The sequence below is a fragment of the Nonomuraea sp. PA05 genome, assembly GCF_008086045.1.
Taxonomy (GTDB): Bacteria; Actinomycetota; Actinomycetes; order Streptosporangiales; family Streptosporangiaceae; genus Nonomuraea; species Nonomuraea monospora.
Genome location: NZ_VSEY01000015.1, coordinates 213,441 through 236,635, shown reverse-complemented (window position 1 = coordinate 236,635; position 23,195 = coordinate 213,441). Strand labels below are relative to the sequence as shown.

24 protein-coding genes are annotated in these 23,195 nt (G+C 71.9%); 16 read left to right on the top strand and 8 right to left on the bottom strand.

The genetic code is table 11. The annotated features are described in order from the left end of the window. Nucleotides 1–80 precede the first annotated feature (80 nt). Nucleotides 81–929: a helix-turn-helix transcriptional regulator gene (locus tag FXF51_RS24575; RefSeq protein WP_148437000.1), complete on the bottom strand. Its 849-nt coding sequence runs from the start codon at nucleotides 927–929 to the stop codon at nucleotides 81–83. Between the two features lie 118 nt (nucleotides 930–1,047). Here FXF51_RS24575 and FXF51_RS24570 point away from each other — a divergent pair, with 118 nt between their 5' ends. Beyond that, nucleotides 1,048–1,767: an SDR family oxidoreductase gene (locus FXF51_RS24570; RefSeq protein ID WP_148436999.1), complete on the top strand. Its 720-nt coding sequence runs from the start codon at nucleotides 1,048–1,050 to the stop codon at nucleotides 1,765–1,767. Nucleotides 1,768–1,771: 4 nt separating this feature from the next. Here FXF51_RS24570 and FXF51_RS24565 read toward each other — a convergent pair whose 3' ends face one another. The 4 genes from FXF51_RS24565 to FXF51_RS24550 all read right to left on the bottom strand — a co-directional run bounded on the left by FXF51_RS24565 (nucleotide 1,772) and on the right by FXF51_RS24550 (nucleotide 5,716). After that, nucleotides 1,772–2,452, bottom strand: coding sequence for a FadR/GntR family transcriptional regulator (locus tag FXF51_RS24565; RefSeq protein WP_148436998.1), 681 nt, complete (start codon nucleotides 2,450–2,452; stop codon nucleotides 1,772–1,774). Nucleotides 2,453–2,477: 25 nt separating this feature from the next. After that, a complete protein-coding gene (locus FXF51_RS24560; protein WP_148436997.1) occupies nucleotides 2,478–3,500 on the bottom strand; it encodes an MBL fold metallo-hydrolase in 1,023 nt (340 codons plus the stop codon). Nucleotides 3,501–3,565: 65 nt separating this feature from the next. Beyond that, nucleotides 3,566–4,681: a steroid 3-ketoacyl-CoA thiolase gene (locus FXF51_RS24555; RefSeq protein WP_148436996.1), complete on the bottom strand. Its 1,116-nt coding sequence runs from the start codon at nucleotides 4,679–4,681 to the stop codon at nucleotides 3,566–3,568. A gap of 42 nt (nucleotides 4,682–4,723) precedes the next feature. After that, nucleotides 4,724–5,716, bottom strand: coding sequence for a sigma-70 family RNA polymerase sigma factor (locus FXF51_RS24550; protein ID WP_148436995.1), 993 nt, complete (start codon nucleotides 5,714–5,716; stop codon nucleotides 4,724–4,726). 105 nt (nucleotides 5,717–5,821) lie between these two features. Between FXF51_RS24550 and FXF51_RS24545 the strand changes: the two genes are divergently transcribed. From FXF51_RS24545 to FXF51_RS24535, 3 genes are read left to right on the top strand one after another with little or no spacing between them, the layout of a single operon-like run. Next, the gene (locus FXF51_RS24545; RefSeq protein ID WP_148436994.1) at nucleotides 5,822–6,160 is read left to right on the top strand and encodes an ArsR/SmtB family transcription factor; all 339 of its coding nucleotides are present in this window, start codon (nucleotides 5,822–5,824) and stop codon (nucleotides 6,158–6,160) included. After that, complete coding sequence (locus FXF51_RS24540; protein WP_148436993.1) at nucleotides 6,157–6,627, top strand: SRPBCC domain-containing protein; 471 nt, start codon at nucleotides 6,157–6,159, stop codon at nucleotides 6,625–6,627. The genes FXF51_RS24545 and FXF51_RS24540 overlap by 4 nt, the downstream gene beginning before the upstream one ends. Next, nucleotides 6,624–7,328 (top strand): dihydrofolate reductase family protein, encoded by a 705-nt coding sequence (locus tag FXF51_RS24535; protein WP_148436992.1) that lies wholly within the window; start codon nucleotides 6,624–6,626, stop codon nucleotides 7,326–7,328. Before FXF51_RS24540 ends, FXF51_RS24535 begins: the two co-directional genes overlap by 4 nt. Here FXF51_RS24535 and FXF51_RS24530 read toward each other — a convergent pair. Beyond that, entirely contained in the window at nucleotides 7,325–7,975 is a 651-nt protein-coding gene (locus FXF51_RS24530; RefSeq protein WP_148436991.1) for a TetR family transcriptional regulator, read from the bottom strand. The genes FXF51_RS24535 and FXF51_RS24530 overlap by 4 nt on opposite strands. Nucleotides 7,976–8,162: 187 nt before the next feature. On the opposite strand from FXF51_RS24530, the gene FXF51_RS24525 reads away from it, so the two are divergent. The 7 genes from FXF51_RS24525 to sigJ all read left to right on the top strand — a co-directional run bounded on the left by FXF51_RS24525 (nucleotide 8,163) and on the right by sigJ (nucleotide 15,407). Then, nucleotides 8,163–9,779, top strand: a complete 1,617-nt coding sequence (locus FXF51_RS24525) for an AMP-binding protein (RefSeq protein ID WP_148436990.1) — start codon at nucleotides 8,163–8,165, stop codon at nucleotides 9,777–9,779. Continuing rightward, nucleotides 9,779–10,819: an acyl-CoA dehydrogenase family protein gene (locus FXF51_RS24520; RefSeq protein ID WP_148436989.1), complete on the top strand. Its 1,041-nt coding sequence runs from the start codon at nucleotides 9,779–9,781 to the stop codon at nucleotides 10,817–10,819. The genes FXF51_RS24525 and FXF51_RS24520 overlap by 1 nt, the downstream gene beginning before the upstream one ends. Beyond that, complete coding sequence (locus tag FXF51_RS24515; protein WP_148436988.1) at nucleotides 10,819–11,973, top strand: acyl-CoA dehydrogenase family protein; 1,155 nt, start codon at nucleotides 10,819–10,821, stop codon at nucleotides 11,971–11,973. The genes FXF51_RS24520 and FXF51_RS24515 overlap by 1 nt, the downstream gene beginning before the upstream one ends. Next, nucleotides 11,970–12,887, top strand: a complete 918-nt coding sequence (locus tag FXF51_RS24510) for a bifunctional MaoC family dehydratase N-terminal/OB-fold nucleic acid binding domain-containing protein (protein ID WP_148436987.1) — start codon at nucleotides 11,970–11,972, stop codon at nucleotides 12,885–12,887. The genes FXF51_RS24515 and FXF51_RS24510 overlap by 4 nt, the downstream gene beginning before the upstream one ends. Next, nucleotides 12,884–13,261 (top strand): MaoC/PaaZ C-terminal domain-containing protein, encoded by a 378-nt coding sequence (locus FXF51_RS24505; RefSeq protein ID WP_148436986.1) that lies wholly within the window; start codon nucleotides 12,884–12,886, stop codon nucleotides 13,259–13,261. Before FXF51_RS24510 ends, FXF51_RS24505 begins: the two co-directional genes overlap by 4 nt. Beyond that, nucleotides 13,258–14,415: a lipid-transfer protein gene (locus FXF51_RS24500; RefSeq protein WP_148436985.1), complete on the top strand. Its 1,158-nt coding sequence runs from the start codon at nucleotides 13,258–13,260 to the stop codon at nucleotides 14,413–14,415. The genes FXF51_RS24505 and FXF51_RS24500 overlap by 4 nt, the downstream gene beginning before the upstream one ends. Before the next feature lie 101 nt (nucleotides 14,416–14,516). Beyond that, the gene (gene sigJ, locus FXF51_RS24495) at nucleotides 14,517–15,407 is read left to right on the top strand and encodes an RNA polymerase sigma factor SigJ (protein ID WP_148436984.1); all 891 of its coding nucleotides are present in this window, start codon (nucleotides 14,517–14,519) and stop codon (nucleotides 15,405–15,407) included. Nucleotides 15,408–15,459: 52 nt separating this feature from the next. Here sigJ and FXF51_RS24490 read toward each other — a convergent pair whose 3' ends face one another. Continuing rightward, nucleotides 15,460–17,160, bottom strand: coding sequence for an RNA polymerase sigma factor (locus FXF51_RS24490; protein ID WP_148436983.1), 1,701 nt, complete (start codon nucleotides 17,158–17,160; stop codon nucleotides 15,460–15,462). A gap of 293 nt (nucleotides 17,161–17,453) precedes the next feature. Here FXF51_RS24490 and FXF51_RS24485 point away from each other — a divergent pair, with 293 nt between their 5' ends. The 5 genes from FXF51_RS24485 to FXF51_RS24465 are packed head-to-tail and all read left to right on the top strand — an operon-like array spanning nucleotide 17,454 to nucleotide 21,369. Beyond that, complete coding sequence (locus FXF51_RS24485) at nucleotides 17,454–18,512, top strand: ABC transporter ATP-binding protein (protein ID WP_148436982.1); 1,059 nt, start codon at nucleotides 17,454–17,456, stop codon at nucleotides 18,510–18,512. Beyond that, nucleotides 18,505–19,185: an ABC transporter permease gene (locus FXF51_RS24480; RefSeq protein ID WP_148436981.1), complete on the top strand. Its 681-nt coding sequence runs from the start codon at nucleotides 18,505–18,507 to the stop codon at nucleotides 19,183–19,185. Before FXF51_RS24485 ends, FXF51_RS24480 begins: the two co-directional genes overlap by 8 nt. After that, the gene (locus FXF51_RS24475) at nucleotides 19,182–19,874 is read left to right on the top strand and encodes an ABC transporter permease (protein ID WP_148436980.1); all 693 of its coding nucleotides are present in this window, start codon (nucleotides 19,182–19,184) and stop codon (nucleotides 19,872–19,874) included. The genes FXF51_RS24480 and FXF51_RS24475 overlap by 4 nt, the downstream gene beginning before the upstream one ends. Nucleotides 19,875–19,913: 39 nt before the next feature. Continuing rightward, the gene (locus tag FXF51_RS24470) at nucleotides 19,914–20,849 is read left to right on the top strand and encodes an ABC transporter substrate-binding protein (RefSeq protein WP_148436979.1); all 936 of its coding nucleotides are present in this window, start codon (nucleotides 19,914–19,916) and stop codon (nucleotides 20,847–20,849) included. A gap of 40 nt (nucleotides 20,850–20,889) precedes the next feature. After that, a complete protein-coding gene (locus tag FXF51_RS24465; protein WP_148436978.1) occupies nucleotides 20,890–21,369 on the top strand; it encodes a flavin reductase family protein in 480 nt (159 codons plus the stop codon). Nucleotides 21,370–21,381: 12 nt separating this feature from the next. Here the strand turns inward: FXF51_RS24465 and sppA are convergent, their stop codons facing one another. Continuing rightward, nucleotides 21,382–23,079: a signal peptide peptidase SppA gene (gene sppA, locus FXF51_RS24460; RefSeq protein ID WP_148436977.1), complete on the bottom strand. Its 1,698-nt coding sequence runs from the start codon at nucleotides 23,077–23,079 to the stop codon at nucleotides 21,382–21,384. Between the last annotated feature and the right edge of the window lie 116 nt (nucleotides 23,080–23,195).

Genomic DNA, 23,195 nt, shown 5'->3' with positions numbered 1-23,195 from the left:
ATCACCAGCAGGTACGGCACTAGCACCTGTCCGGTTGAGCCCGCCGGGGCAGCCCGCGCGAAGTCCTCCGATGTGTAGCGTCAAGCACGCAGGTCCTGGGTGCCGATGACCTTGAGCAGCCGCAACGCCTCGTACGACGGTGAGCCGGGCGCGGCCGTGTAGAGCACCACGAACTGGTCGCCGTCCGCCACGTGCAGCGTCTCGCAGTCGAGCTCCAGCCACCCCACGGCGGGATGGCGCAGCCGCTTGCGCATCGACCGGGCGACGGTCACGTCGTGCCCGGCCCACAGCTCGGCGAACTCGGCGCTGCGTTCCAGCAGCCGTTCGACCAGCCGCCGCAGGGCGGGGTCGTCGGGGTAGCGGGCGGCGGCGGCCCGCAGGTCGGCCACCGATTCCCTGGCGAAGCGCCGCGCCCCCTCCGGGTCGTGGCGCTCTCTGGCGGCCGGGTCGGTGAAGAAGCGCCAGATGAAGTTGCGCTCGCCGGGCGGCAGCGCGGAGAAGTCCGCGATGAGGGCCGCGGCGAGGGGGTTCCAGGCGAGCACGTCGTAGGTGGCGTCCATCACGAACGCGGGGGTGTCGTCGAGGCGGTCGAGCAGGTGCAGCACACCGGGGCGCACCTCGCGTGACGGGCCGGGCGGCGGTCCGGGCGGCTCGCCGGTCAGGTAGTGCAGGTAGGCGCGCTCGTCGTCGGACAGGCGCAGCGCCCTGCACAGCGCGCCGAGCACCTGGCGGGAGGGCCGCGGGCCACGCGCCTGCTCCAGGCGGGCGTAGTAGTCGACGGACATTCCGGCCAGGCGGGCGACCTCCTCGCGGCGCAGCCCCGGGGTGCGCCGGCGCTCGCCGCGCTCCAGGCCCACGTCGGACGGCTGCACCAGCTCGCGCCGGCTGCGCAGGAAGCCGGCCAGCTCCGTTCTGCTCCTCCTGTCCATGTCCTTCAGCATGCCTGGCCTGAGGCGGTGCCATCCAGGGACTGCTGGTCCGAGGCTGCGCGCTCCGGGAACCGGCACGTCTCTCCCGCTCCCGCTCAGGCGCGCCGAAGCTGGGCGCATGATCGTAGTCATCACAGGAGCGAACAAGGGCATCGGGTACGCCACCGCGCGCGTGCTGGGCAGGGCCGGTCACACGGTCTACCTGGGCGCCCGCGACGAGGAGCGGGGCACGAAGGCGGCGGCCGAGCTGACCGCGCAGGGCCTGGACGCCCGCCACGTCCGCCTCGACGTCACCGACCCGGACACGGCCGAGGCCGCCGCCGCCCGCGTCGAGCGCGAGCACGGTCACCTCGACCTGCTCATCAACAACGCCGCCATCAGCCTCGACCACCACCACAAGCCGAGCGAGCTGCCCGTCGCCGCGCTGCGCGAGGTCTACGAGACCAACGTGCTCGGCGTCGTCACCGTCACCAACGCGATGCTGCCGCTGCTGCGCAGATCCTCCGCCGGCAGGATCGCGAACGTCTCCAGCGGCCTCGGCACCGCCGCCTTCCTCTCCGACCCGGATCCCGCGCTGCGCGGGTACGCCACGCTGCTCGGCTACAACTCCTCCAAGGCCGCGCTGAACGCCGTCACCCTCATGTACGCCGAGGAGCTGCGCGACACGTCCGTCAGGGTGAGTGCCGTGTCGCCCGGCTTCTGCGCCACCGACCTGAACGGGCACCGCGGCGTGCTGACCGCGGACGAGGGCGGCGCGCACGTCGCCCGCCTGGCCACCCTGCCCGACTTCCCGACCGGCGCCTTCCTCAGCGAGCGGGGCGGCACCTACCCCTGGTGAGGGCTCAGTCCATCTCCAGCGCACGCCGCAGCCACGACTCCACGCCCGCCACGTGCACGGTGGCCCAGGAACGGGCGACGTCGGCCTGACGGGCGGCGATGGCCTCGTAGATCGCGGTGTGCTGCTCGCGGGTCTTCTCCATCGCGCCCTCCTGTGTGAGGCCGCGCCAGATCCGCGCCCTGGTGGTGGGCCCCGACAGGCTCTCGATGAACGAGCACAGCACGCTGTTGCCCGACCCCTGCGCGATCCGGAGGTGGAACTCCAGGTCGTTGGCCACCAGCTCCTCCACCGTGGGCCGGGCGGGCAGTGACTCCAGGATCACCCGCAGCTCGGCGATGTCGGTGTCGGTCATCTGCTCCGTCGCCATCGCCGTGGCGGCGGGCTCCAGGATGCGCCGCACCTCGAAGAACTGCAGCACGGTGTCGTCCCTGTGCAGGTCGAGGACGAACGACATGGTGTCGAGCAGCAGCCCGGGCTCCAGGCTGGTGACGTACGTGCCGTCGCCCTGCCGCACGTCCAGCACGTTGATCAGCGACAGCGCGCGCACGGCCTCGCGCAGCGAGTTGCGTGACAGGCCGAGCCGTTCGGCGAGGTCGGCCTCCTTCGGCAGCCGGTCGCCTGGGGCCAGCTCGCCGGAGAGAATCATCTGCTTGATCTTGTCGATGGCCGCATCGGTGACCGCCACGCTTTTCTCCCTAGACATCGGATGTCTAGGAGTCTAGAGCGTGAAAGCGGACGGCATCGACCCCGGCGACGCGGCGCACCTGGCCCCTGGCCTCCAGGGCGCGCAGGTGGGCCGCGGCCTCGCCGGCCGCCATGCCTCTCAACGCGGGGGCCAGCTCGTCCCACGGCCTGTTCCACGTCATCATCGCGGCGACCTCCCAGATGGTCAGCGGTTGCGGCCGCTGGGCCAGGAGGGCGCGCAGCCGTTCGAGCTTCTCCTCGTGATGGTGGCGGATCTCGGCGGCGCGCGCCGCCACATCAGGAAATATCCACTCATGAGCGGGGAGGGCGTCGAGAGGGCCGAGGTCGCGCACGCGGTCCAGGGAGTCCAGGAAGTCGCCGAGGGGATCGACGTCCTCCCGGTCGTAGGGGTAGATGCCGACGTGGGGGGTGATGTCGGGGAGCACGTGGTCGCCGGTGAACAGCCGGTCGGCGTCCTCCAGGTGCAGGCAGATGTGGCCGGGTGTGTGCCCTGGGGTGTGCACGGCGCGCAGTTTGCGGCCCGGCAGGTCCACCAGGTCGCCGTCACGCAGCTCCCTGTCGGGCAGCGCCGGCGGTGGCGGGCGCTCGCCCATGGCCTCCTGAGCCTCGTCCGGGCCGGCCCCCGCGCGCCTGAGCATGTCGGTCTGGAACGCCGCGTGCTCGCGGGCGGCGAACTCGTTCATCAGCCTGACCAGCGCCGCGTCGTTCTCGTGCATCGCTATCCAGGCGCCGGACGCCTGCCTGACCTGCCCGGCCAGCCCGGCGTGGTCCGGATGAAAATGGGTGACGACCACCCCGCTCACCGCGCTCACGTCCAGCCCGAGCGCGGCCAGCCCGCCGCTGAGCGCCTCCCAGGCGTCGGGGTGGTTCCAGCCGGCGTCGACCAGCACCGGGCCGCGCGGCGACTCGATGGCGTAGACGAGCGTGTACCCGAGCGGGTTGCCTGGTATCGGCACCGGCACGCTCCACACCCCGCCGCCGAGCTCCTGCGGGCGCTGCTCTGCGTACGGCCTGCGCCTGGACTTCATCTGCCCCCCGATCGAGAAAAGTGCATACGTTCTCCGAGCGCCTGGGACGGCGCCCAGATACCTGGTCAGCCGATGCGTTCGAGAATGGTCGCCGTGGCCAGCGCGCCGCCCGCGCACATGGTGACCAGCGCGGTCGCCGAGTCCGACCGCTCCAGCTCGTGCAGCGCCGTGGTGATCAGCCGCGCTCCCGTGGCGCCCACGGGGTGGCCGAGGGCGATGGCGCCGCCGTTGACGTTCACCCGGTCGAGGTCGGGCTCGTGCACGCTCGCCCAGGACAGCACGACCGAGGCGAAGGCCTCGTTCACCTCGAACCTGTCGATGTCGCCGATGGTCATGCCGGACGCGGCCAGCACGCGCGCGGTGGCGTCCACGGGGCCGTCCAGGTGGTAGTACGGCTCCGCGCCGACGAGCGCCTGCGCCAGGATCCTGGCCCTGGGCCGCAGCCCGTGCCGCCGCGCGGCCTGCTCGCTGGTCACCAGCACGGCGGCGGCCCCGTCGGAGATCTGCGACGAGGTGCCGGCCGTGTGCAGCCCGCCCTCGATCACCGGCTTGAGCGCGGCCAGGCCCTCCGCTGTGGTCTCGCGTAACCCCTGGTCCCTGCGGACGTCGCCGATGGGCACGATCTCGCGCTCGAACCGCCCGTCGGCCCACGCCTTCCCGGCCCGCTGCTGCGAGCGCGCGCCGAACCAGTCGAGCCGCTCGCGGGTGATCCCGCGCCGCCGCGCGATCCGCTCGGCGGCGGTGAACTGGTCGGGCAGGTCGATGCTCCAGTCGTCGGGCCTGGGCCGGGCGGGGCGCACGTTGCTGCCCAGCGGCGCGCGGCTCATGACCTCGACGCCGCACCCGATGCCGACCTCGATCACGCCCGCGCCGATCATCGCCGCGGCCAGGTGCACCGCCTGCTGGGAGGAGCCGCACTGGGCGTCGACCGTGGTGACACCCGTCTGGTACGGCAGCCCGGCGTACAGCCAGGAGTGCCGGCCGACGTGGCCGCCCTGCTCGCCGGCCTGGGTCACGCAGCCGGCGAACACCTGCTCCACCGCCGACGGATCAAGGCCTGAGCGTTCGACGAGCCCGTTCACCGCCGCGGCCAGAACCTGTTGCGGTTTGAGCTCCGACAACCATCCAGCCCGCTTGCCGATGGGCGTGCGAACGGCTTCGACTATTACCGGTGTGCTCATGGCCGCCTCCAGAACGACGCTCTGGCGCGACTGTAACGCGTTCTACTTTGTTTCGGAAGGACCCTCCCACTTGGACGGCAGCCCGAACGTCTCGAACAGGCCCTCCTCGAAGAACATGCCGACGTGGCCGATCCGCTCGCCCGAGAACGTCAGCACCGCGATCGCGAACTGCTCGTAGACGTCGCCCCGGCGGAAGTAGAGCGCGAAGGCCGGCTGGCCGTTGGCCGCGATGGGCACCAGCTTGAGATCGCCGGGCTTCTCGGCCGGGCACTGCGTCCTGGTGAGCTCCGCGATCGTCTCCGGCCCCTGGTACCAGCCGACGAACGGCGGCATCTCCCAGACCGCGTCCTCGGTGAACAGGTGCACCAGGCTGTCGACGTCATAGCTCTCGAACGCCGCCACGTAGCGGTCGAGCAGGGCCCGCTGCTCCTGCGTCAGCGGCTCCACCGGGTCGTCGAGGCTCGGCGACACCTCGCTGAGCTGCGCCCTGGCCCGCTGCAGGATGCTGTTGACCGCCGCCACGGAGGTGCCGACGGCCTCGGCCACCTCGGCGGCCCGCCACTTGAGCACGTCGCGCAGGATCAGCACGGCCCGCTGCCGGGGCGGCAGATGCTGCAGCGCGGCGATCAGCGCGAGCCTGATGCTCTCGCGCGAGGTCACGATCGAGGCGGGGTCGTCGCCGCCCACGCCCGCGAGCGCGTCGGGCACGGGCTCCAGCCACGGCACCTCGTTGTCCTGCACCAGAGGCGCGCTCGCGTCGAGACTCGGCGCGCCGAGCCCCGTCGGGAGGGGTCGCTTGGCGCGGTTGTCGAGCGCGGTCAGGCAGGTGGTGGTGGCGATGCGGTAGAGCCAGGTGCGCAGCGAGGAGCGCCCCTCGAAGTTCTCGTAGCCGCGCCACGCGCGTAGATACGTCTCCTGCACGAGGTCCTCGGCGTCGTGCACCGAACCCATCATGCGGTAGCAGTGCGCCAGCAGCTCGCGCCGCATGGGATCAGCCTGTCGGAGGAAATCCTCGTTCGTCGGCTTGTCGGTCATACCCCCTGTATAGCTCCCGGCACCGACAGAAAGCCGGGCGCCCGGACGAGGAGGCCCAACACTTAGCCCTTGCGCTAACCATCGCGCGCCGAAATACTTAGCCGCATGGCACAGTATTCGGCGCAACTGGACGGCGTGCTCGTCGCCCTGGCCGACCCGACCCGGCGCGCCGTGGTCCGGCGGCTCGGCCTCGGGCCCGCCAGCGTCGGCGACCTCGCCCGCGAGTTCCCGATGACGCTGCCCTCGTTCATGAAGCACGTGCGGACACTCGAGGCGAACGGCCTCATCCGCACCGTCAAGTCCGGCCGGGTGCGCACCTGCGTGCTCAACCGCGAGCGCCTCGTCCTCGTCGACGACTGGCTCGCGGAGCAGCGCCGGATCTGGGAGGGGCGCACCGACCGCCTCGAACGACTCGTCACCGGCCCTGAGGAGAGCAGCCCGTGAACCCCGATCTCGACCTCGTCCTGGAGCGGATCATCCGCGCCCCGCGCGCCACCGTCTGGAACGCCTGGACCGACCCGGCCAAGCTGGAGCAGTGGTGGGTCCCCGCCCCGTCCCGCTGCCGCGTGGACCAGCTCGACCCCAAGCCGGGCGGTGCGTTCGTCACGCGGATGAGCGAGGACGGGGCCGTGTTCGTCCCGAACCTGGACGCGTGCTTCCTGGTCGTGGACGAGCTCGAACGCCTCGTCTTCACCAACGCCGTCACCAGCGCCTGGCGGCCCGCGAACCCCGCCCCCGTCGCCATGACCGCCACCGTCACCCTGGGCGACCACCCCGACGGCACCGACTACCGGATCATCGTGCGGCACGGCGACCCCGAGTCCCGTGCCCGCCACGAGAAGCTCGGCTTCGCCGAAGGCTGGGGCCTGGTCGCGGCCCAGCTCGCCGCCATCGTGGAAGGCGCCGCGTGAAGATCACCCTCATCGAGTTCGTCACGCTCGACGGGGTCAGCCAGGGGCCGGGCTCGCCCGACGAGGACACCAGCGGCGGCTTCACCCGGGGCGGCTGGCTGGTGCCCCACCTCGACGAGACGTTCGTCCGGCGCACCTCGGAATGGCTCGGCCTCGCCGACGGACTGCTGTTCGGACGGCGCACCTACGAGGCGTTCGCGCGCGACTGGCCGAAGATCACCGACCCGGCCGATCCGTACGCCGAGCGGATGAACACGCTGCCGAAGTACGTCGTGTCCAGCACTCTCACCGAGGGGGCCTGGCATCCCACGACCGTGCTCGGCGGGGATCCCGTCCACGCGGTCACCGAGCTCAGGGCGCGGGCGGGGCGGGAGATCCAGATTCACGGCAGTGCGCGGCTGGGGGACGCGCTGCTGGCGGCGGGCCTGATCGACGTCCTGCGCCTCGTGGTCGCCCCGACGGTGCTGCGCACCGGCCGGCGCCTCCTGTCGCCGGACGCCACCCCCACGTCCGGCCCTGCATCCACAACCGGCCCGATGCCCGCGTCCGGCCCTGCATCCACAACCGGCCCGATGCCCGCGTCCGGTCTGCGCCTGGTTTGTCATGAGGCGACGCCGAGCGGGCTGCTGCTCCTGGAGTACGAGCCGGCGGGGCAGGCCACCCAGGGCACCTACGAGGGCGTCGCCGCCTTCGTGGTCTAGATGCCGGACAGCAGCCTGGCGGCGGCGGTCTCGATGCGGCGCTGGATCTGGTCGTAGGTACGACGGCCGCGCAGCATCTCCAGCAGCTCCTGCACCCACACGCTGGACAGCGACCCCGCCAGGTCGATCTGCTCCTCGCTGGCCTCCTGCAGCGTCAGCCCGTCGGCCGAGACGCGCAGCAGCAGCCCCGTCATGCGGTCGCCGAACGGGGTCTGCACCTCCGCCAGGATGAGCGACCGGATCAGCGCGTCGGCCAGCTCAGGCTCGCGCATGAGCCCCCGGGTGGCCCGCATCAGCACGTCGACCGCACGGCTCGACGCGGTGGCGGCCCCCGGCGGGCGGCGCTCGATGCTGCTCTCCAGCAGGTCGATCTCCTCGCCGACGACGGCCACGACGAGGTCCATCTTGGAGGGGAAGTAGCGGTAGAGCGTGCCGAGCGCCACGCCCGCGCGCTCGGCCACCGTGCGCATCTGCATGGCCTCGACACCGCCGCGTGAGGCGAGTGCGGCGGCGGCCTGGACGATGCGCTTGCGTCGTTGGTGCTGGCTGCGCGTACGGACGCTGTGGCCGCCCGGCGCGGGGTGGCTGTCCAAGGATCCCTCGGTCTCGCTCGGGGGTGCGGGGATTGCGGGCTGCGGCGTACGCATAAGAACACGTTATCTGATTTCTCGATTACGCGGCTTGTTACTCGCGAGTTACAAACGAGGCGTATCGGCCCATGTCTCCGGCGTTACACGGATATATCGGGGTTTATCTACACAGGTTGATACTGGACAGCTATTAGAATCTGTTCTAGTTTGCGAATCGGCTTACCTAGCGCTTGCTGGAGGAGCGATGACCGCGGACACGCTCGCCTCCCTGCTGCTCGCCCGGGCCGGCGACGACCGGCCGGGGCTCGTCTTCGAGGGCGGGGTGTGGTCGTGGCGCGAGCACATCGCCGCCTGCCTCGCCGCCGGCGCCCGGCTGTCCGCCCGAGGAGCAGGGACGCACGTCGGGGTGCTCAGCGAGAACGTGCCCGACCTGGTCTTCCTGATCGGCGGCGCGGCGCTGGCCGGGCACGTGGTCGTGGCGCTGAACCCGACGCGGTCGGTGGACGAGCTGATCCGCGACGCCCGCGCCACCGACGTGGACCTGGTGCTGGCCGACGGGCCCTACGAGGGGACGGGGCGGGCGGTGTCGGAGGCCCTGGGCGTCCCGGCGCTGCCGCTCACACCGGAGTCGCAACTCGCACCGGAGACGCCGTTCGCGTCGGAGGGCGACGCCGTGCGGGCCCCCGGCGACCTCGTCATGCTGATCTTCACCTCGGGCACGTCCGGCCGCCCCCGCGCCGTCCGGATCACGCAGCGCAAGCTGGCCGTCCCAGGGCTCAGCCTGGCCGCGCTGCTCACCCCCGAGGACGCCGTCTACTGCTCGATGCCGCTCTTCCACTCCGGAGCCCTGATGGCCGCCTACGCCCCCGCCGTGGCGTCAGGTGCGGCGCTGGTGTTGCGGCGGCGCTTCTCGGCCTCTGGCCTGCTGCCCGACATCAGGCGGTACGGCTGTACGTACCTCCACTACGTCGGCAAGGCGCTCTCCTACGTCCTCAACACCCCGGAAAGCCCCGACGACGCCACCAACCCCCTCAAGATCGCGTTCGGCAACGAGGGCAGCGCGGTGGCCGTCAAGAGGTTCGGCGAGCGGTTCGGATGCCTGGTCATCGACGCGTTCGGCTCCACGGAGACCGCCATCTCGCTCACCCCCGACCCGTCCGGCCCGCCGGGCTGCCTCGGCCGCCTGCCCGAGGGCGTGCGGATACTCGACCCCTTCACCGCCCGGCCCTGCCCGGCCGCGCGGATCGAGGACGGCCGCCTGCTCAACCCGGAGGAGGCCATCGGCGAGCTGGTCAACACGGCCGGGATGGGCCTGTTCGAGGGCTACTACAACGACCCGGACGCGGACGCCGAGCGGATCAGGGACGGCGCGTTCTGGTCAGGAGACCTGGCCTACATGGACGACGGCGGCTTCGTCTTCTTCGCCGGCCGGGGGACCGAGCGGCTGCGCGTGGACGGCGAGAACCTGGCGGTCGCGCCCATCGAGGCGGCGATGCGGGAGTTCGGCGGGGTGGTGGAGGCGGCGGTCTACCCGGTGCCCGATCCGGCGGCCGGCGACCAGGTCATGGCGGCACTGGTGCCGGAGGGCGCGTTCGATCCGGGTGCGTTCGGCGCGTTCCTGGCCGCGCGGCGCGACCTCGGCGTCAAGTCCCTGCCCCGCTTCGTCCGCATCTGCCGGGAGTTACCCCAGACGGCCTCGCACAAGGTCATCAAGCGGCACCTGGCCAGGGACGCCTGGCGCACCGCCGACCCGGTCTGGGTGCGCGGCCCGGACGGGTTCCGGCGGCTGACGGACGCGGACGTGAAGGGGATCGAGGAGGAGTTCGTACGGCACGGCAGGCAACACCTCTTGGAGACGTAGTGGATTTCAACCTGGACGAAACCCAGCAGGATCTGAAGAAGCTGGCCGCCGAGGTCCTCGCCAGGGAAGGGGACGAGGAGCGGCTGTGGCAGGCCGGGCTGATGGGCGTGTGCGTGCCGGAGGAGGCGGGCGGGGCCGGGCTCGGGCCGGTGGAGATGGCCGTGGTGCTGCGTGAGGTGGGCGCGCGAGCGGCGATGGTGCCCGCGCTGCCGACGTTGGCCGCCACGCTGCTCCTGGCCCGCCACGGCACCCCGGACCAGCAGCGACGCTACGCGGACCGGCACGCGGGCCGCCTCACGCTCGCCGTCCGCGAGCCCGGCCGCGCCCTCGCCGACCCACCCACCGCCACCGCCGCGCAGAACGCCCAAGGCACGGCGGCGGAAGGCGCGGCGGCGGCCGGAGGGCGGTCGGTGGGGGAGCCGGGGTGGAGGCTGACCGGTAGGAAGGTGGCGGTGCCGTACCCGGGAGGCGCGGCGCTGGTCACCGCCGACGAGGGCCTGTTCCTGGTGGCGGAGCCCGTGACGGCGGCCGAGTTCACCTCCACCGGCGAGCCCGCGGCCACGATCGTGCTCGACGGCGCCCCGGCGGAGCGGGTGGCGGGCCCCGAGGCGGTCGCGGACGCGCGGCGGGTCTTCACGGCGGCCGTCGCCGCGCAGGCCAGTGGCGTCCTGGCCGGGGCGCTGGAGCTGACGACCGCCTACATCAAGCAGCGCAGGCAGTTCGGCCGGGCGCTGGCCGAGTTCCAGGCCGTGACGATGCAGATCGCCGACGTCTACATCGCCGCCAGGGCGCTGGACGTGGCCATGTGGTCGGGGGTCTGGCGGCTGGGCGAGGGGCTGCCGGCGGAGGAGGACCTGGCGCTGGCGGCGTACCACGTCAGTGAGGCGCTCAAGGCCCTCTACACCTGCCAGCACCTGCACGGCGGTCTCGGCCTCGACGTCACCTACCCGCTGCACCGCTACTTCGCCCAGGCCAGGCACCTGTCCCAGGCGCTCGGCGGCGCCGACGCCCAGCTCGACCTGATCGGAGCGCTCGTCTGATGCTCATCGACCTCACGCCCGAGCAGCGCAAGCTCCGTGACGAGCTGCGCGAGTACTTCCAGGGCTGCCTGACCGCGGAGGACCGCGCCAAGATCACCCAGGATCCGTTCGGCGAGGCGTACATGGAGCACTGCCGCCGCCTCGGCCGCGACGGCAAGCTCGGCCTCGGCTGGCCCAAGGAGTACGGCGGCAGCGGCTACGGCCCCCTGGAGCAGCAGATCTTCGCGAACGAGATCGCCCGCGCCGGGGTGCCGTACCCGATCATCACGGTGCAGACGGTCGGGCCGACGATCATGCAGTACGGGACGGACAAGCAGAAGGAGCACTTCCTGCCGCGCATCCTGGCGGGCGAGTGCCACTTCGCGATCGGCTACAGCGAGCCGGAGGCGGGCACCGACCTGGCCTCGCTGCGCACCACGGCGGTGCTCGACGGCGACCACTACGTCGTCAACGGCCAGAAGATCTTCACCAGTGGCGCGCACTACGCCCAGTACATCTGGCTCGCCGCCCGCACGAACCCCACGGCGAAGAAGCACAAGGGCATCACCATGATGATCGCCTCCACGGACGACCCCGGCTTCTCGTGGACCCCGATCGTGACCATGGACGGCCGCCACCACACCAACGCCACCTACTACTCCGACGTGCGCGTACCGGTGGACATGGTGGTCGGCGAGGTGGACAAGGGCTGGGACCTGATCGTGAACCAGCTCAACCACGAGCGCGTCACGCTCGGCCCCGCCGGGAACCTCGGCCAGACCTACGACCGCTTCCGCGCCTGGGCCCGCCGCACCGGCCTGGACGCCGACCCCGACGTGCGGCGGGCGCTGGCGCGGGTGTGGGCGGCCTTCCGCACGAACGAGCTGCTCAACTGGCAGGTGGCGGCGAACATGGACCTCGGCTGGCTGGGCGCGCCCGACGCGTCGGCAACCAAGATCTACGGGTCCGAGCGCATGCAGGAGATCGGCCGGATCGTCGGGGACGTCCTGGCCAGGCACGGCGACCCGGCCGACCCGGAGACGGCGGAGCTGCTCGAACGCCTGGACCACGGCGTGAAGGGGGCGGTGGTGCTGACGTTCGGGGGCGGCGTCAACGAGGTGCAGCGCGAGCTGATCGCCATGCTCGGCCTGAGCCTGCCGAGGCCGCCGCGATGACGGAGAACACCGCGCGCTCCATGACGGACGAGGAGTTGCACGAGCTGGCGGGCAAGCAGGTGGCGCTCGGCGAGATACGCGGCGCCCCGGCCGCCGACCCCGTGAACATCCCCATGATCAGGCACTGGCTGACCGCCATGGGCGACGAGAACCCGCGCTACCTGGAGCAGGGCCTGGCCCCGCCCGCGATGGCGCAGGTGTGGACCATGCCCGGCCTGCGCAGGGGCCCCAGGGAGCGCTCGCCGGTGGACGACATGATGGCCGCGCTCGACGGCAGCGGCTACACGGGCGTGGTGGCGACCAACTGCGAGCAGACCTACCACCGCTACGTCAGGGTCGGCGAGCTGCTCACGCCCGCCACCAGGTTCTCGGGCCTGGTGGGCCCGAAGCGGACGGCTCTGGGCGTCGGCTACTTCGCCACCTGGAACATCACCTGGTACACCGAGGACGACGAGCCGGTCGCCGACATGATGTTCCGTGTCCTGAAATTTCGCCCACCGGCGAAGAAGGAAGCCACCGAGCCGTATCCCCTCCAGCCCGCCGTCAACCAGGACACCGCGTTCTTCTGGGAGGGCGTGGACAAGGGCGAGCTGCGCGTCCAGTCGTGCGCCGACTGCGGCGAGCTGCGCCACCCGCCAGGCCCGCTGTGCCCGCGCTGCCGCTCCACCGAGCGCGCGTACCGGCTCGCCGCAGGCACGGGCACCCTGTTCAGCTACGTCGTGCACCACTATCCGCCCGTGCCGGGCAGGGAGGCGCCGTTCGTGGTGGGCGTGGTGGAGCTGCCGGAAGGCGTGCGGATCGTGGGCAACGTCGTGGACTGCCCCGTCGAGGAAGTGAGGATAGGCATGCCGCTGCGCGTGACGTACCGGCGGATGGACGACCGGCTGGTGCTGCCCATGTGGGCGCCGGCATGATCGGGACCGCGCTGCCGGAGCTGTCGATCGAGCTGACGCCCACCATGGTGGTCTCCACGGCCCTGGCCACCATGGACTACACGCCGGTGCACCACGACACGGCGCTGGCCCGCGCCCAGGGCTCCACGGACATCTTCCTCAACATCCTGACCACCATGGGCCTGGTCGAGCGCTACGTCACCGACTGGGCGGGCCCGGCTGCCGTGATCAGGAGCATCGACGTCAAGCTCGGCGTCCCCGCCTACGCCGGCGACCGCCTGACCTTCAGCGGCACGGTCGTGGCGGGCGAGGGCGACCGGCTGACCGTCGAGGTGCGCGGCCGGGTGAGCCTGGGCGAGCACGCCACCGGCACCGTCACGCTGGAGGGCACGTGAGCACGGCCATCGCGGGCATCGGCGCCACCGAGTTCAGCAAGCAGTCGGGACGCTCGGAGCTGCGGCTCGCCGCGGAGGCCGTGCTGGCGGCGCTGGACGACGCCGGCCTGTCACCCGGCGACGTGGACGGCCTGGTCACCTACAGCCAGGACGCCAACCAGGAGATCGCCGTCGCCAGGGAGACGGGCATCGGCGAGCTGACCTTCTTCTCCCGCGTCGAGTACGGCGGCGGCGCGGCCTGCGGCACCGTCGCCCACGCCGCCATGGCGGTGGCCACCGGCGCGGCCCGCACGGTGGTCTGCTACCGGGCGTTCAACGAGCGCTCCGGCCGCCGCTTCGGCCGCCCGAACGCGGGGCTCACCGGGCAGCCCAGCTCGCAGGGGCTGGAGATGAGCTGGCACGTGCCGTACGGGCTGATGACGCCGGCGGCGTGGGTGGCCATGTTCGCGCGCCGCTACATGCACGTCCACGGCGCCACCTCCGAGGACTTCGGCCGCGTGGCGGTGGCCATGCGCAGGCACGCGGCCACCAACCCGGCCGCCTGGTTCCACGGGCGGCCGATCACGCTGGAGGAGCACCAGGCGTCCAGGTGGATCGTGGAGCCGCTGCACCTGCTCGACTGCTGCCAGGAGAGCGACGGGGCGGTGGCGCTGGTCGTGACCTCCACCGAACGCGCCCGCGACCTGCGGCGCTCGCCCGCCGTCATCGCCGCCGCGGCCCAGGGGGCGGGCGCCGACCAGCTCATGATGACCAGCTACTACCGCGATGACATGACCGGCCTGCCGGAGATGTCCGTGGTCGGCCGCCGGCTCTGGGAGATCTCCGGCCTGTCGCCCGCCGACATCCAGACCGCCATCCTGTACGACCACTTCACCCCGTTCGTCCTGACCCAGCTCGAAGAACTGGGCTTCTGCGGGCGCGGCGAGGCGCCCGGCTTCCTCGCCGGCGGCGGCATCGAGCTGGACGGCCGCCTCCCGGTCAACCCGCACGGCGGCCAGCTCGGCGAGGCCTACATCCACGGCATGAACGGCATCGCGGAGGCCGTCCGCCAGATCCGCGGCACCGCGGTCAACCAGCTCCCGAACGTCACCAACGTCCTCGTCACGGCCGGCACCGGCGTGCCGACCAGCGGCCTCATCCTGTCGGCCGGTTAGGCCCGCGCGGCCCCTCCGGCGCGGTCGGGGGGCCGACGCGAGCGACGTCACATCCACCCGCTTTCATGGGTCACAGCAATGACGCGGAAGGATTGTGACGGATGAACGACGACGAGTTCCTGACCAGCCTGTTCGAGGCGCAGCGCGGCCAGTTGAGAGCGGTCGCCTACCGGATGCTGGGGTCGGTGAGCGAGGCCGACGACGCCGTCCAGGAGGCGTGGCTGCGGCTCAACCGGGCCGACACCGGCGACGTGCGGAACATGGGCGGGTGGCTGACCACGGTGGTGTCCCGCGTCTGCCTCAACATGCTGCGCTCCCGCGAGCACCGCCGCGAGGACCCGCTGGAGGAGCGCATGCCCGAGCCGGTGGTGAGCTCGGCCGACGGCGCCGACCCCGAGCAGGAGGCGCTGCTGGCCGACTCGGTGGGGCTGGCGCTGCTCGTGGTGCTGCAGCAGCTTGAGCCGACGGAACGGCTGGCGTTCGTGCTGCACGACATGTTCGCCGTGCCGTTCGACGACATCGCCCCGATCATCGACCGCACGTCCGCCGCCACCAGGCAGCTCGCCAGCCGCGCCCGCCGCCGCGTGCGCGGCGCCGCGCCGGCGCCCGACCCGGACGTGTCGCGGCAGCGGGAGGTGGTGAACGCCTTCATGACGGCGGCCCGCGACGGCGACTTCGACACGCTCGTGTCGCTCCTGCATCCCGACGTCGTCCTGCGCACCGACGTGGGGCCCTCGGCGGCCAGGGGCTGGAACGAGCTGCGCGGGGCGCTCACGGTCGGGCAGCAGGCGCTCATGTTCCGGCGGATGGCGCCGTACGCGCACCCCGTGCTGGTCAACGGCGTCGCGGGGGCGATCGTGGTGCTGGACGGCAGGACGACCGCGGTGGGGTCCTTCACCATCGCGGACGGCAAGATCGTGACCATGGAGATCCTCGGCGACCCGGCGCGCCTGACCGGGCTCGACGTGGCCGCGCTCACCGGCCGGGCCTGATCACCGGCCGGGCGGCGGTCCGGGGTTCCCGGCCCGCCACCCGGTGGTCCGGTCAGTGGTTGAAGACCGGCATGGAGAAGAACACGATCATCGCGATCGCCACGCAGAGCAGGAACCCGACGACCTCCCAGACCCAGTCGTAGTGCCGGTCCTTGCGGCGGCGCACCTTCTTGGGACGGGCGGCGTCGGGGCGCCGCTTGGGGACGGGCCTGGCACGGACGGGGCGGGGCGCCAGGACGGAGGTGTCCTTCCTGGGCGGCTCGCCGGGCCGTCCGGGCCTGTCGAGGGGCTTGTCCAGCGGCTTTTCGAGTGGCTTCTCCAGGGGCCTGCCGAGCGACTCCGCCGGAGCCGGACCGTCCTGGCTCGGGCCGGGCAGCCGGTAGACCGGCTCGGCCGGGGGCTTCGGCGCCTGCTTGGACGCCTGCTTGGGCGCCTGCTTGGGCGCGGACTTCGGCTTGGTGCGGGGCTTGAACAGCGGGGCCGCGGGGCCGCGTGCCGGAGCCTCGTCCGCCCGGGACGGCTGCCGCCGCAGGGCGGGCGCCGAGGGCGGCCGGGCAGGCGCTGAGGGCGGCCTGAACCCCTCAGGAGCCGGCGGCGGGCGCCGGAACTCCTCAGGCGTCGGCTGTGGCTCAAGCGGCGGCTGGCGCCGTTCCGCACCCCGCCCGCGCGGCGGGGGGAGCGGCCGGGAGATGCCCTCGTGCAGGAGCACGTCGCCGGTCATGTACGGGTCCGGCGCGTCCTTGGGCAGGATCACGTCACCCGTCGCGAACGGCTCGGCGGACCCGGGATCGGGAGCGGCCATGAAGAACGGCCGCTCCGCCGTCCCGGAGGACGGCCCGGCGACCCACCGGTCCCCGGCGTACGGTGCGGAGTCCCGCCCGTTCCCCACGGATGGGGTGGGCGGCCGGGACTCGCCGAGCGGGTCCCGCAGCGGCGGGCCGGGGGCGAGCACGTCGCGCGGCGGTGAGAACGGGTCGCGGAGCTTGGGCATCGGCGCGGTGGTCGCCTCGTGCACGGGGGTGCGCGACGGCGACGGCGGCGACAGCAGCTCCGTGGGGAAGATCACCGTGCTGGTCGCCGGATCGCCGTCCGCCAGCGGCTGCGGCCAGACGGGCGGGCTGGGCCAGCGCGGCTTGACGAACAGCGGCGCGGGCGCCGCCGTACGGGAGCCGGCGAAGTGGATGCGCAGCGCTCCGGGAGGCTGCGGCCACGGCAGGCGGCCGAGCACGTCACGCAGGGGGGCGACCCCGAGCGCGCCGTAGACGTCGGCCACGGGCTTGGGCACGCGGACCCCGGTCGAGGCCAGCGCCGTTCCCAGCGACTGCCTGAACCGGTGCCCCGCCCCCACCGCCAGCTCCTCGGCGGTGTCGGGCGCGACGTCGAGCACCCAGGCCAGTTCCTGCTTGCTCAGCCCGCACACCGCGCACAGCATGAGCACCTCGCGCTGGTGCGGGCGCAGCTCGCGCAGGGAGCGCTCGACGAGCGCGGTGGCCGGGTCGATGAGCGGGTCGACGGCGGGCGGGGCGTAGACGACGTCCCGCCGGTGGATCTCTCGGCGGGCGAACGCGTAGAGCGCCGCGCGGGGCGGCGCGGTGGCGGGGACGCTGCTGAGCACGGCCACCAGGACGTCGGAGGCCGAGCCGAGGTCGCCGAGCTGGTCGGCGCAGTACGCGAACAGCCCGGCGGCATGGAGGTCGTAGAGCTCTGCGATCAGTTCTGCGCGCTGGCGCTGATCGGTGAGCGACTGAGACACGGGGCCGGTTCCTCTTGCTGGATGCGGACGCTGGGGGGTGAGGGGCGCGTCAGGAGATTGTGAGCTGATGCGTCAAGAATTGTGAGGGTTATCATGCCAACTCACCGCGGTCCGGCGCACTACCAGATCGAGATTTGGTCGGAATCTCCCAGCTCAGCTGAAACGCTTCAGGAAAACCCGAGGGGACAGGGCGGCGGGCGTCGCCGTAGTCTGTGGGTTCAGCAGATCATGCGGCGGTCGTGGCACGGGGGCTGCGGCGCTGCCGCCGGAGGCCCCTAAGCGAGAGTTCGCGCGTGATCACATTCGAGTCTGTCACCAAACGTTATCCGGACGGAACGGTCGCCGTGGACGACCTCAGCCTGGAGGCGCCCACCGGGGAGATCACGGTGTTCGTCGGCCCGTCGGGCTGCGGGAAGACGACCTCCCTGCGGATGATCAACCGGATGATCGACGCAACGGAGGGCCGCATCCTCCTCGACGGGGAGCCGGTGCAGGGCATCGACCCGCCGGCGCTGCGGCGCGGCATCGGATACGTCATCCAGCAGGCCGGGCTCTTCCCGCACCGGAAGATCGTCGACAACGTCGCCACCGTCCCCTACCTGCTGGGCTGGGACAAGAAGAAGGCCCGCGCCACGGCCATGGAGCTGCTGGAGCGCGTCGGCCTCGACCCCGCGCTGGCCGATCGCTACCCGTTCCAGCTCTCCGGCGGCCAGCAGCAGCGCGTCGGCGTGGCCAGGGCGCTGGCCGCGGACCCGCCCGTGCTGCTCATGGACGAGCCGTTCAGCGCCGTCGACCCCATCGTCCGCACCAACCTCCAGGACGAGCTGCTGCGGCTGCAGAGCGAGCTGAACAAGACGATCGTGTTCGTCACCCACGACATCGACGAGGCCATCAAGCTCGGCGACCGGGTGGCGGTGCTGCGCGTCGGCGGGAAGCTGGCCCAGCTCGCCGACCCGAAGACACTGCTGTCGGAGCCGGCCGACGACTTCGTGCGCGAGTTCCTCGGGCAGGACAGGGGGATCAGGCGGCTGCGTTTCGTCTCCACGGCGGGGCTGCGGCTGCGTACCGACCTGACGGTGCCGGAAGGTTTCGAGGGCAGCTCCGCGGAGCAGTGGCTGCTGGTGGTGGACGACGACGGCCGGCCGCTCGGCTGGCGCCGCGGTGACCGGCCGGGCGAGCTGGAGCCGTACGGGACCTTCGTGCACGGCGGCGACAACATGCGCTCGGCCCTCGACGCGGCGCTGCTGTCGCCGTCCGGCTGCGCGGTGGCCGTGGACGAGCGCGGCAAGGTCGTCGGCGTGGCCACCCGGCAGGCGCTGGACGAGGCGCTGACGGAGGCGGCGGATGGGTGACGGGCCTCCTTCCATCTGGGAGTGGATCGCGCGCAACTGGGACACCGGCCGGGCCGACAGCATCAGGAACCTGCTGACCGACCACCTCACCATGTCGCTGGTGCCGATCGTGCTCGCGCTGCTGTTCGCGCTCCCGCTCGGCCTGGCCTCGGTGCGCTGGCGCTGGCTCTACCAGCCCACCACGGGGCTGATGAACGTGGTGTACGCGCTGCCGTCGCTGCCGGTCTTCATGTTGCTGATCTCGGTGACCGGGCTGTCGCAGACCACGGTGATCATCCCGCTGACGTTCTACGGCATGGCGGTGCTGATCCCGGCCGTGGTCGACGGGCTCAACTCGGTGCCCGACCACGTGCGCCAGTCGGCCGTCGCGATGGGCTTCACGCCGCTGCGCCGCCTGGTGCAGGTCGAGCTGCCGATCGCGGTGCCGGTGGTGCTGGCCGGGATGCGGGTGGTCGCGGTCTCCAGCATCAGCCTGGTCAGCGTCGGGGCGCTGATCGGGCAGGGCGGGCTCGGCGGGCTGTTCACCCGGGCCTACCAGAACCCGTTCATGCCGCCGGTGATCGTCGGCATCGTGCTGATCGTGCTGCTGGCGCTGATCGCCGACGGGCTGCTGGTCCTGGCGCAACGGCTGCTCACCCCCTGGGTGCGGGCGCGGAAGGGGCAGGCGTCGTGAGCTGGCTGACCTCGTTCCTGAGCTGGCTCGGCGAGTTCTTCGGCAACCCCGAGAACTGGTCCGGGCCCGGCGGCATCCCCGCCCGCCTGCTGGAGCACCTGGAGTTCTCGGCGCTGGCCCTGGTGCTGGCCGTGCTGATCGCCGTGCCGCTTGGCCTGGCGATCGGGCACAGCGGGCGGGGCGAGCTGCTGGTCGTGGTGTCCGCGAACCTGGCCAGGGCGCTGCCCACGCTGGGCCTGCTGGTGATGTTCGTGCTGCTGCTGGGCACGGCGTCGATCTGGCCGGTGATCATCCCGCTGGTGCTGCTGTCGGTGCCGCCGATCCTGGTCAACACGTTCGAGGGGATCAAGGGGGTCGATCCCGAGCTGCGTGACGCGGCGTACGGGATGGGGCTGCGCGGCGGGCAGGTGCTCGGCCGGGTGCTGGTGCCGGTGGCGCTGCCGCTGATCCTGCTCGGCTGCCGGCTGTCGGCCATCCAGGTGGTGGCCACCACCACGGTCGCCGCCTACACCGGGCTCGGTGGGCTCGGGCGGTACGTGATCGATGGTTTCGCGACGAAGGATTACGCGAGCGTGGTCGGCGGTTCAGTACTGATTGTGCTGTTCGCGCTCGTGGTGCAGGTCTTGTTCGCGCTCGTCCAGAGGGTGACGGTCTCCCCGGGGGTGAGCCAGCGACTCAAGGTCCGATAATCTCCTGTATTACCTCCCGGCTTAGAAGGGAAAAGCAAGATGAGACGCAAGTACGGCATCGCCGGCGTGTTCGTCACGGCGATGCTCGCACTCGCCGCGTGCGGAGGCGGCGGCAGCACCGGGGGCAACCCGCTCGACACCACGAGCGCAGCCCCCACCGGCTCGGCTTCGGGCGCAGGAGACACGGGGGGTAAGGCCGTCATCGGCTCCTTCGACTTCGACGAGAGCGTGCTGCTCGCCTCGATCTACGCCCAGGCGCTGGAGGCCAAGGGCGTGCAGGTGGAGGAGAAGCCGCGCATCGGCAGCCGCGAGGTCGTCTACGACCAGGTCAAGAGCGGCGGGCTGACGATCGTCCCCGAGTACAACGGCAACCTGCTCGCCTTCATCGACCCGAAGGCCACGGCCGCCACCACCGACGAGGTCAACACGGCGCTCAAGGAAAAGCTGCCCGCCGAACTGGAGGCGCTCGACTCCTCGCCCGCCGAGGACAAGGACAGCCTGTCCATCTCCAAGGACGCCCAGACCAAGCAGTCGCTGAACACCATGGAGGACCTCGCCAAGGTCTCCAAGGACATGGTCGTCGGCGGCCCGCCCGAGTTCAAGAAGCGGTGGGAGGCGCGCTTCAAGGAGGTCTACGGCCTGGAGTTCAAGGAGTGGAAGCCCACCGGGCCGACCACCTCCGACGCCATCAAGGACGGCACGATCCAGGTCGGCAACGTCTTCACCACCGACCCGAAGATGGCCGCGAACAACCTCGTCGCGCTGCAGGACCCCAAGAACATCTTCCCCGCCCAGAACGTGACGCCCCTGCTGCACAAGGCCTCGGCCAGCGAAACGATCAGGACCACCCTGAACGGCGTCTCCGCCAAGCTGACGACCGAGTCCCTGCTGCAGATGATGCAGAAGATCTCCGTCAACAAGGACGAGCCCGCGACCGTGGCCAAGGAATGGCTGACCACCAACGGTCTCGGATGACCTGCGCCACACGGGCCCCCGGAACGCGGGGGCCCGCGCGGTGAGCGAGCTGTTCACGGAGGCGATGGCGCAGCTCGCGGCCGGCGTGGCGGTCGTGACCGCGCGCGACGGCCGCGACGACCTCGGCACCACCGTGTCGGCGCTGATGTCCGTCTCCCTGGAGCCGCCGCTGGTGCTGGTGAGCCTGGCCGGCAGCGGCTACCTCACCGAGGTCCTGCTCCGGCAGGACCGCTGGGCGGCCTCCCTGCTGTCGTCGGGGCAGGCCGCCGTCGCCAGCCGCTTCGCCACCGCCGGACGGCCCAGCGCGCGGCTGCTGGTGGCGGGCACCCCGCACCACCGGGGAGAGCACACGCAGGCGCTCGTGATCGAGGGCGGGGTGGCCGCGATCGAGGCCGAGACCACCAAGGTGGTGCCGGCCGGAGACCACACGATCTTCATCGCCGCCGTGCTGGCCGTCGACTACGTGGAGACGGCCCTGGCGCCGCTGGTGCGCCTGCGCGGACGCTACCGCCCGGCCTGACCCCGACGCCGGTCAGCGGATGGTGTACCAGCCGGGCAGGATCAGCGGCCCCACCGCGGGCAGCCCCAGCTCGGCCGACAGCCGGGCGAGCGGCCCCCAGGCGTCCATCCGGATCCTGGCCAGCGCCGCCGACTTGTCCTCGCTCGAATCCGGCCCGCGCAGCCGCTCCAGCGGGTTGAGCCGCGGATAGGTGCGCACCGGGGCGTCGTCCGCCAGCCCCGCGCGCTTCCTGGCCATCGCCAGCGCGTCCTCCAGGCCGCCCAGCTCGTCCACCAGGCCGCTCGCCCGCGCGTCGGCGCCCGTCCAGACCCGGCCGCGGGCCAGCTCGTGCGTCCGCTCGCGGGACAGGTCGCGGCTCTGCGCCACCTTGCCCACGAAGTCGTCGTAGATGCGGTCCAGCCAGGCGTTGATGCGCTCCCACTGCTCCGGGGAGAAACTCCGCGAGGTGGAGAACATGCCGGCGTTGGCGCCCTCGGCCACCAGCTCCGAGCTGACCCCGGCTTTCTCCAGCAGCTCCGAGAAGACGGGCTTGCCGCCGTACACGCCGATCGAGCCGGTCAGCGTGCCGGGCTGCGCCACGATCACGTCGGCCGCCATCGCGATGAAGTAGCCGCCGGAGGCCGCCAGGTCGCCCATGGACACGATCACCGGCTTGACCTTGCGCGTCAGCGTCACCTCGCGCCAGACGGTGTCGCTGGCCACGTACGAGCCGCCGGGGCTGTCCACCCGGAACACGACCGCCTTGACGTGGTCGTCGCGCCTGGCCGCGCGCAGCGCCGCGCTGATCGTGTCGGACCCCATCGCGCCGCCACCGCCCAGCGGGCTACGGCCGCTGCGGCCGGTCCTGATCATGCCGGTGGCGTGGACCAGCGCGACCGCGTCGGCCATCGGATGCGGCAGCTTGCGGACGGCCGCGCCCCTGGCGTAGCGGGAGACGTACAGCAGATGGGCGTCCTCGCCCGCCGACCGCTTGAGCTCGTCGTACACCTCGTCCCGGTAGGCCAGCCCGTCGACCAGCCCGGCCTCCTGCGCCTCCGACGCGGTGAACGGGCCGCGGTCGATCAGCTCCCGCACCTTGCCGGGGTCCAGCCGCCGGCCGTCGGCGATGCCCGCCACGAGCCCCTCGGTGACCGACTCGACGATGCGCGCCATGGACTCCCGGTGCGGCTCCGTCATGTGGTCCTGCGTGAACATGTTGGGCGCCGTCTTGTACTCGTGCCGCTGCCCGGCCTCGAACCCGACGCCCAGCTTGCTCAGCGCCCCCTTGACGAAACGCTGCTCCAGCGCCACCCCGGTCAGCCCGACGTCGCCGCTGGGCTGCAGGTAGAGCCGCTCGAAGGCGGTCGCCAGGTAGTACGGCACCGTCCCGCCGCCGAACTCCCCGAACGTCTCGGAGAACGCGACGGTCAGCTTGCCGGAAGCCCTGAAGTGGATCACGGCCTGGCGCAGCTCCTGCACCATCGCCAGCCCCAGCGGCTGCCCGCCGATCTTCACCACCAGCGCCTTGACCCTGGGGTCCTGCCTGGCCCGCTTCAGCCCGGACAGGACGTCGGCCAGGCGCGTCTTGCGCATGGACAGCACCGCGGCGAGCGGATCCGCCGGCGGGCCCTCGGTGAGGCCCTCGGTGAGATCGAGCTCCAGGATGAGCGGGGCCGTGCGCCGCTGGCGGAGCTTTTCGACGGTTTCGATGATCGCCTTGCCTGCGTCCATAGAAGCCACCCTAAGCGACACAAATGGAAAAGCGCCTGAGACCGTTCGGGCAGGAGGTGTAGACCTCCTGCATGAGATGCATGGCCAAACCCGCGCATGTCTTCGAGCGTGATCGT